This is a genomic window from Veillonella sp. CAG:933, assembly GCF_000431435.1.
Classification (GTDB): Bacteria; Bacillota; Negativicutes; order Veillonellales; family Veillonellaceae; genus Veillonella_A.
Window position 1 is genome coordinate 1 of sequence record NZ_HF986123.1, and the last position, 7,759, is coordinate 7,759.

Genomic DNA, 7,759 nt, shown 5'->3' on the forward strand with positions numbered 1-7,759 from the left:
ATACCCCATAAAACTTGATACACTTAAATGTGTCGGTATAGTAACAAGCATATGTATATGATCGGGGCAGCACTTCGCCTCTATAATCTCCACATTCTTTCTTGTACATAAATCTCTTAATATTTTCCCTATATCAACTTTTATTCGCCCATATATAACTTGTCGTCTATACTTAGGTGCAAAGACAATATGGTATTTACATCTCCATTTACTATGTGATAAGCTTTTTACGTCATTCATTGACATTGAACCTCCTAAGTTGAAATGTTGTGGTTGCCAGACCAACTTCATTGTATCATTAGGAGGTTCTTTCCTTTTCTATAAGAATTTTTTACCGACCCCCAGTTTAACTGGGGGTTTAGTCATGCCTATTCGGCGTACAACGAAAAATTTTACCAAGTTACAATTTTATCTACCAGTTGCTGTTGTTCACTCGTAGTCCTTCTTAAATAGATTCTGGTTGTTTCTATTGATTCATGCCCCAATAGGTCAGCTAATAAAGAAATATCATTAAATTTTTCTAAAAAACGTTTGGCATACATATGGCGAAAAGAATGAGGATAAATAACTTTTTTCTCTAATCCATATTTATCAGCATAAAATTTTAATTGTTGAGAAATTCCACGAGGGCTAATTGGCTCTTTATATCGATTTAAAAAAAGATAGCCGGTATTACGATTTTCCGTACTCAACCAATCTAAAGCTTCGAATTTTAACCTTTTAGGAATATATAATCGACGTATTTTTCCACCTTTTGAATAAACATCAAAATAGCCAATATGAATATGTTCTACTTTTAGCCTGATAAGCTCGCTAACACGTGCTCCTGTAGCGCCTAAAAACCAAACAACAAAATGCCATTTTAAATTTTCTTCTTTTTTTAGAGCTTTTTTTAAAAATAAGTAATCAGCATAACTAATTACATTTTCTAAAAAGTTTTTTTGCTGAATTTTCAATGCACGTAAACATAAATCTTCTTTTCCTATAAATTTCAAATACGAATTTATCGCTTGTATTCGTAAATTTACTGTTTTGGGTTTAAATTTTTCAATTAGATATCCTTTATACTCTAAAATCGATTCTAGATTTAACTCATAATTAGCTCTAAAATAATTAATCGCAAAAAGATAAGCTGATACTGTATTCTTAGATAACCCTTCTTTTTTTAGGTGTAACTCAAATTCATTTACCGATTTCACATAATTCTCCTTTTATTGAATTTGAAATTCCACCGCACGTTATTCTATTGTACTCGTATTTTAGCAAGTGTGCATCTTGAATTATATTGCAATTCAAAGAAACTATTTTATAAAGTCAACAATATTATTGACTCTATAGATTGCTCTCAATATTTTATGTTGTTGCATTTTTGGAGGCAAAGCAATCACAAATTTTGAAAGATCCGAAGCGGCCAAATTAGGTTGTGCCGTGCCATTATTATATTTGTTTAATTCACTTGATATTTGGGTAGAGTTACAATATGCCAATAAAAAAAGAGGAGAAATTAATCTCTTATTATAAGAGCGTAAAATTACTAATGAAGATGCTATAGCACCTTTTGTAAATTTAGAAATACCATTTTTTGCCAATGAGCCTCTAATACAAAAAAGAATATCGTCCTTTTTTATTTTGCCACTTCTTAAAAGATTATATTGCTCATCATTTAAATATTTTAAAGATTCTTTAGATACAAGGCCATTTTTCAAATTGATAGCGCTAATAAATGGAATATTTCCAGAAAAACTTAATTTCTCTTTAGATGGGTAATTTTTACCGCGGTCACCATTTAAAATATATACAATTGTCTTCAAACAAACTAAACTCCAACTTTTAGGAATATTCTGATAATAGGCGTTATCCTCATCTAAAGTGGGTTGAATTTCTTCTAAATCTTTCTTTTTTATTTTCCCTTCCTTAAAGAGTTTTTGTTTTTCGGCTCTAATTTTATCTAATAATATTGAAGCTGGTTCATCGTTCGAATTTTGCGGAAGGAGTGTCCCTTGCATAGCACCGTCTAAAACTAATTTCTTTAGACGAGATGATAATTCCTGTAAATCATGTTGCTCTAACTCAATTAGTTTAACTAATTCCATTCCTTCCGATAGTCTGTCTACGATCCTTATTTGTTCTGCTAAAGGAGGAATCGGTATTAATGTAGATAAAGTACTTTTTATTGATAACTTAGGTTGAGCAACTTGCTTGAATAAATTATTGAACTGATTTTGAGCTACATTAGAATTTAACGCTTTGATTAAATAAGATTTATTCATGGGAGAATAATTAATGATTTTTAAAGCGTTTTCTGTCAGAAGGGAGTTGTTAAGTTCCAATGGTACACTTCCAGCTCTGCCAATGGTGCCAGCTATAGTCAAATAAATATCTTCATTATTAATAGTATAACCTTTAATTTTTTCCCAAATAGACTCAGAGGCATATAATAATTTATCTAATAATATCGTTTCTTCCTTCATATCTGTCACTCGAAGATAAGGATATAAGGTTTTAATAGCTTGCAAATTCATTCCTTTAGGAACTCTTTTACCGCCTTTTGCTTGAGCAAATTGTGATATTCTTGCCCATGCCCATCCTTCAGGCAATTCATAGGGGACTTCTATCTCTTTAATAGTCTCATCAGCAAACTTCTCATAATGTAAACCATCATCACCTTGAAAAATTTCAGAACCATTTTTTTCTCGTTTAATCTTTTTTTGATTAATTAGCTTTTCTTTTTCTGCTTTAATCCTTTTTAGGAGTTCACTTGCTGGTTCATCATTAGGGTCTTGGGGAGTCAATTTCCCTCTCATTGCCAAATCTAAAATTTTATCTTTCAGCGCTTTTGTATCTATCATTCTTCAACCTCACCTAAAAGCTCCTTCAGTTGTGCTACAGCATGCGCTATATTATCTGATTTTTCCTGCATAAGATCTAACATTTCTAAAATAGTATATTCTGTTTCCTCGCTTTCAGGTTCAATCCAAGAAATATCTAAATTCACACTATCCCTTTTTAAGATCTCTTCAATGCTATACTTACGCCATCGACCATTAGTGTTAGACTCATTCCAAAGTTCCTGACGCTCCTCACGATAATCTCGTTTATAACATTCAACAAATTCTTTAAAATCATCTTTATTCAAAGGATTTCGTTTTCCAAATGTTCTCATATTATTACGTAGATCATATATCCAAATCTCCTTAGTATTGTTTGTTTCTGTTGCGCCTCTTTCAAAAAACAATACATTTGTTTGAACACCTTTAGCATAAAAAATTCCCGTTGGTAACCGCAAGATAGTGTGTAAATTACATTTATTCATTAAGTCTCGCCTAATTAACTCTCCTACACCACTATCAAATAAAACATTGTCTGGAACAACGACTGCAGCCCTTGATTTTCCATTGGGCTTCAAAGAATTATAAATTATCTGAAGAAAATTCAGCTGCTTATTACTTGTCTCGTATGTTAAATCATCACGAGTCGCTCGTTCTCCTCCTGACTTTGTTCCAAAAGGTGGATTGGTTAAAACAACATCAAAATCCTTCATCCACTTCCCATTAGAAGATAAAGAGTCTCCCTGCACTAATCTACAATCTATGTCATGAAGCAATGCATTCATCAATGCTAATTTATGTGTATTAGGAACTAATTCCATACCACTTAAAGCCTTTTGTTTTTGAAACTCAACCTCATCAGGCGATAGTTCAAAAAACTCGTCATACTTTGATTTAAGATAATGATTTGCTGCGATCATAAAACCAAATGTACCTGCTGCTGGATCATTTAGTTTTTCTCCTTTAACTGGATTGACTAATTCCACCATGACATCAATTAAAGCTCGTGGTGTAAAATATTGACCTGCACCAGATTTTGTTTCATTAGCATTTTTCTCTAATAACCCCTCATACAAATCTCCAAGACCTTCTTCTTTGGCCGAATACCATTCTAAATCATCAATAGATTTAATTATCTTTTCTAGATTCTTAGGTTCATCTATATGGGTTGAAGCGTCTGCATAAATCATATTTAATGTTCTATTCGCCGTAATTGCAGGATCTCCTAAGTCGAGCAATAACCTTTTATAAAATTTCTTAAGCTTTAAACCTTCTTTAGAAACTAACTCATCCCAACGATACATCTCCGGAATTACTTCTTCAGAGTTTTGTTCTTTCATCATTTTAAGAAACAAAACATAAGTTAACTCAGTTACATAGTTTTGATAACTAATCCCATCATCTCGTAAAATATCTGCCATTTTCCATAGTTTTTGTACAATTTCATTATTTGTCACAATTTATCTCCTATCACTATGATATATACAATTCATCATTAAGTAATTCAATAACTTTGTCTATATCTTCTCCTATTCTTCGTTTCATCCCGTTATATCCGCCTTTTTCACGCCATACAGTTGTCTCATCAAAATATACCTGTGCTGTTGGCGCCAATACCGGCGTACTCAAAAGTTGGGCTCTAATACGTTTCAGCCACTCCATTTGTTTCGGTGTCCAAGATTTCATATTATATACTTTTTCCATGGCATTTTCTATACGTGTCTCATGAGAAACTAATGCACTTCCAATTGCAGCTTGTCTAATAAAGCTAATAATATCTGCAACAATATATTCTTTTTTGGCTTTTTGCCACGCAGAATTCAACATATTTTCATCGTAATGATTACGTTTTAATTCTAATTGAATAGAGCGCAATTCGTTAAAAGTCAAATCTTTTGGTCTATTAACTATAATATTTAAAGCTGCAATTTTATTTATATTATCGTTTATAAACTTTGAAAACTCTTCTAAATAGTCATTAGGTTTCATATTCTTAGGACCATACGTTTGAATTACTTCCAAAAGCTTATCCGGATGCTTAGAAATATATTTAATATTTGGATATTTTGAATTTGTGTGCAAACGATCAAAAGAGTCTATTTTATCTTTTTCGGCTCCCAACTGTTTTTGGCTCATGCTCTTTAAGTCTAATAGCCACGAATCCAATGTACCAAAAGAAGCTGATATTTCTATATTATTTTCTTCAGTTCTATCAATTCGTTGTTTTTTTTGCTGCATTTTAGCAATGAGCTCATTTTTAAAATATTCATATGTTTCGTTATCTGTAGCATCTAATGCTCTCTGATACAACTCCATTAAAGATAGATTAGTATTTACTACAACCGGTTTCATATCAGTAATATTCTTCAAATGATCATATAAATGAACCGCATCGAAAATATAAAATGATGTCTTACCAATCTTCGGACAAAGCCTTGTTGCACGACCTAACATTTGATCATATAAAATGCGAGAACGTACTCTCCGCAAAAAGACTAAATTAATTATTTTTGGCACATCAATACCTGTAGTTAATAAATCTACGGTTACCACTATATTAGGATATTTCTCATTTTTAAATCGCTTAATTGCTTCTTCTGGATTCTTAATATATCCTGTAATTTTAATAATGGCATCATCATGTACCGGAATACCCTTATCTTCATATGCCTTTTTTAAAAATCGAACTACCATATCAGCATGTAAATCATTGGCTGCAAAAATAAGAGTTTTCCCATCGTCGTCTGTATCTAAATAATCAGTTAATTTTTCTAAGATTACTTTATTAAAATCCTCTGTAATTACCTTTTTATTAAAATTGTCTACTTCAAAACTTAATTCATCCTCTAAATAGGCCTTATCAAAAACCTTCTTTTCTTCATCCCATATATCGACATCTGATTTTGCAGCAAAAGTTATCCCTTTTTTTAATAGCTCTGTCTCAAATCTATATGGCGGCTCATGATCAACTAAAAAACCATCAATCACAGCATCAGAATACGAATAAGTATATATAGGTGCATTAAAAATTTTTGTAGTATGTAAAGCTGGAGTTGCCGTAAGCCCCACCACCGTAGCGTCAAAATAATCAATAACTCTTCTATATTGACTAATATATTCTTGTTGGTCTCTAAATAAAATTTCATCATCAGTCATTTCTTTGTCATAAAGATATCCTCTATGAGCTTCGTCAACAATAATGAAATCATATGTTCCAACAGATAATATTCTATCATCAGAATAAAAAAGCCTCTTAACCATACCTTGAACGGTTGAAATATGAATCTTTGTAGCCGTTTCAGGATCAGGTTCACCTATCGATTTGACATCATAAATATCTGCAACAGATAAATTTTCAATTTTTATATCCCCAAGCGCATCGGCCGCCTGAATACCTAAACTTCTACGATCAACTAAAAAGAGCACTCTCCTTACACGTTTAGTTTTAATTAATCGATACATTAATGCTATCGCCAAACGAGTTTTTCCAGTACCTGTAGCCATTGCCAATAGCATTCGACGTTTATTATCAGCTAATCCCTTTTCAACAGCCTTTATTGCCTCAATTTGATAATAACGTTCTACAAAATCTGGATAAGGTTCATTAATTAATTCAGCATTAGCCTTATTTTCATCTACTTTAAGCTTTTCTTTTAAATCATCCGGACTATGCCACCCTTCTAAAGGAAAAGAAGTTTTTTCAGGGTATCTACTATCCCAGAACCATATTCCAGATTGTTCTTTGAATTGTTCTATATACGAACGACCATTAGTTGCATATATAAAAGGTACTTTATATTCTCCATCTATAAATGGCACCTCATATTCATCCATGTCTTTTATATTTTTAGCATAAGTCTTTGCTTGTTCTATATGACCGGCTATTGAAAAATTATATTGTTTTGCTTCTATTATACCCACCAAATCCAAACCAATAAAAAGAGCATAATCAGCATATCCCCCATTAACAGGAACTTCAGCAATAGCCTTATTCTTATTTTTTTCCGGTCTTTCACCTTGAGACCAAGCTATTTTATCAGTATCCGCTAACCAACCTGCATTACGCAACTGCTCATCAATAAAATTAAGCCGAGTCTCTTTTTCAGAAAGGGGTTTATTTTTAAGATATTTTTGAGACTGAGATCTACGAACTTTAGTAACATTCTTATTAATAATGTTTCCTGAATTTTTACTTAACTTTTGTAATTTTAAACCATAATCTAATCGTTCGCTTTCCAGTATAGCCTCTAATAATTTAATCTTTTCATTTAACTCATCAATTGTACTATTAGGATTATCTTGTGGTTTTTCGGGATTGGAAAAAGCTTTCCCTTCATAATCATAAGAAACATATACTTCCATGAACCAATTTGCAAGAAAATGTGCCCACCGAACACTATTTAGTGCTGTAGTAAAATCACCATAATTTGTATGAACTGCCAAATTACCATGTTTACGAATATTATGAAAAACTTCTAATAGCTCTGGTTCTAAAACATTTCTCCATTCTAATATTCTTAACCGTTTGATTAACGAGCACTCAGAATCAACTTCAATCTGCTCGAGAGAAAATATTGCTTCTACCATACTTTCTGCAAACTGTCTAATTTTAACCAATGTTACATTTGGATCTCTATAAACATTGTACTCCGCTGTTTCTCCCAGATGCCCCAAAAGACTCCATTCATCCTTCATCATATCAAAGTTACTCATATAAATACCCCATTTTCCTAATCTATGCTTCCATGAGTATCTTCCATATATTTATTATTATAGGAAGTATTATTTTATATTATTATATCACATCACCCATGAAATATGATTTTATATTATAAAATATTTGACTTCTAGATATTATCTCAAATATAACAAAAAAGACCGCTTGATGAATTTTTCATCATGAACCGACCCCTTAAAGTTAGACCTAAAAA

At 31.9% G+C, this 7,759-nt stretch carries 5 protein-coding genes; all 5 read right to left on the bottom strand.

The genetic code is table 11. The features are described 5' to 3' along the window. Nucleotides 1-240: IS200/IS605 family transposase (tnpA, locus tag QZL64_RS01020; RefSeq protein WP_296309103.1), on the bottom strand; the 240-nt coding region annotated here is incomplete at its 3' end. A 152-nt stretch (nt 241-392) separates the two neighbouring features. After that, nucleotides 393-1,199, bottom strand: coding sequence for a tyrosine-type recombinase/integrase (locus tag QZL64_RS01025; protein ID WP_021840201.1), 807 nt, complete (start codon nt 1,197-1,199; stop codon nt 393-395). Between the two features lie 102 nt (nt 1,200-1,301). Then, nucleotides 1,302-2,849, bottom strand: coding sequence for a restriction endonuclease subunit S (locus QZL64_RS01030; RefSeq protein ID WP_021840202.1), 1,548 nt, complete (start codon nt 2,847-2,849; stop codon nt 1,302-1,304). Next, entirely contained in the window at nt 2,846-4,285 is a 1,440-nt protein-coding gene (locus QZL64_RS01035) for a class I SAM-dependent DNA methyltransferase (RefSeq protein ID WP_021840203.1), read from the bottom strand. The genes QZL64_RS01030 and QZL64_RS01035 overlap by 4 nt, the downstream gene beginning before the upstream one ends. Nucleotides 4,286-4,301: 16 nt before the next feature. Next, nucleotides 4,302-7,541, bottom strand: a complete 3,240-nt coding sequence (gene hsdR, locus QZL64_RS01040; protein WP_021840204.1) for a type I restriction-modification system endonuclease — start codon at nt 7,539-7,541, stop codon at nt 4,302-4,304. Nucleotides 7,542-7,759 lie beyond the last annotated feature (218 nt).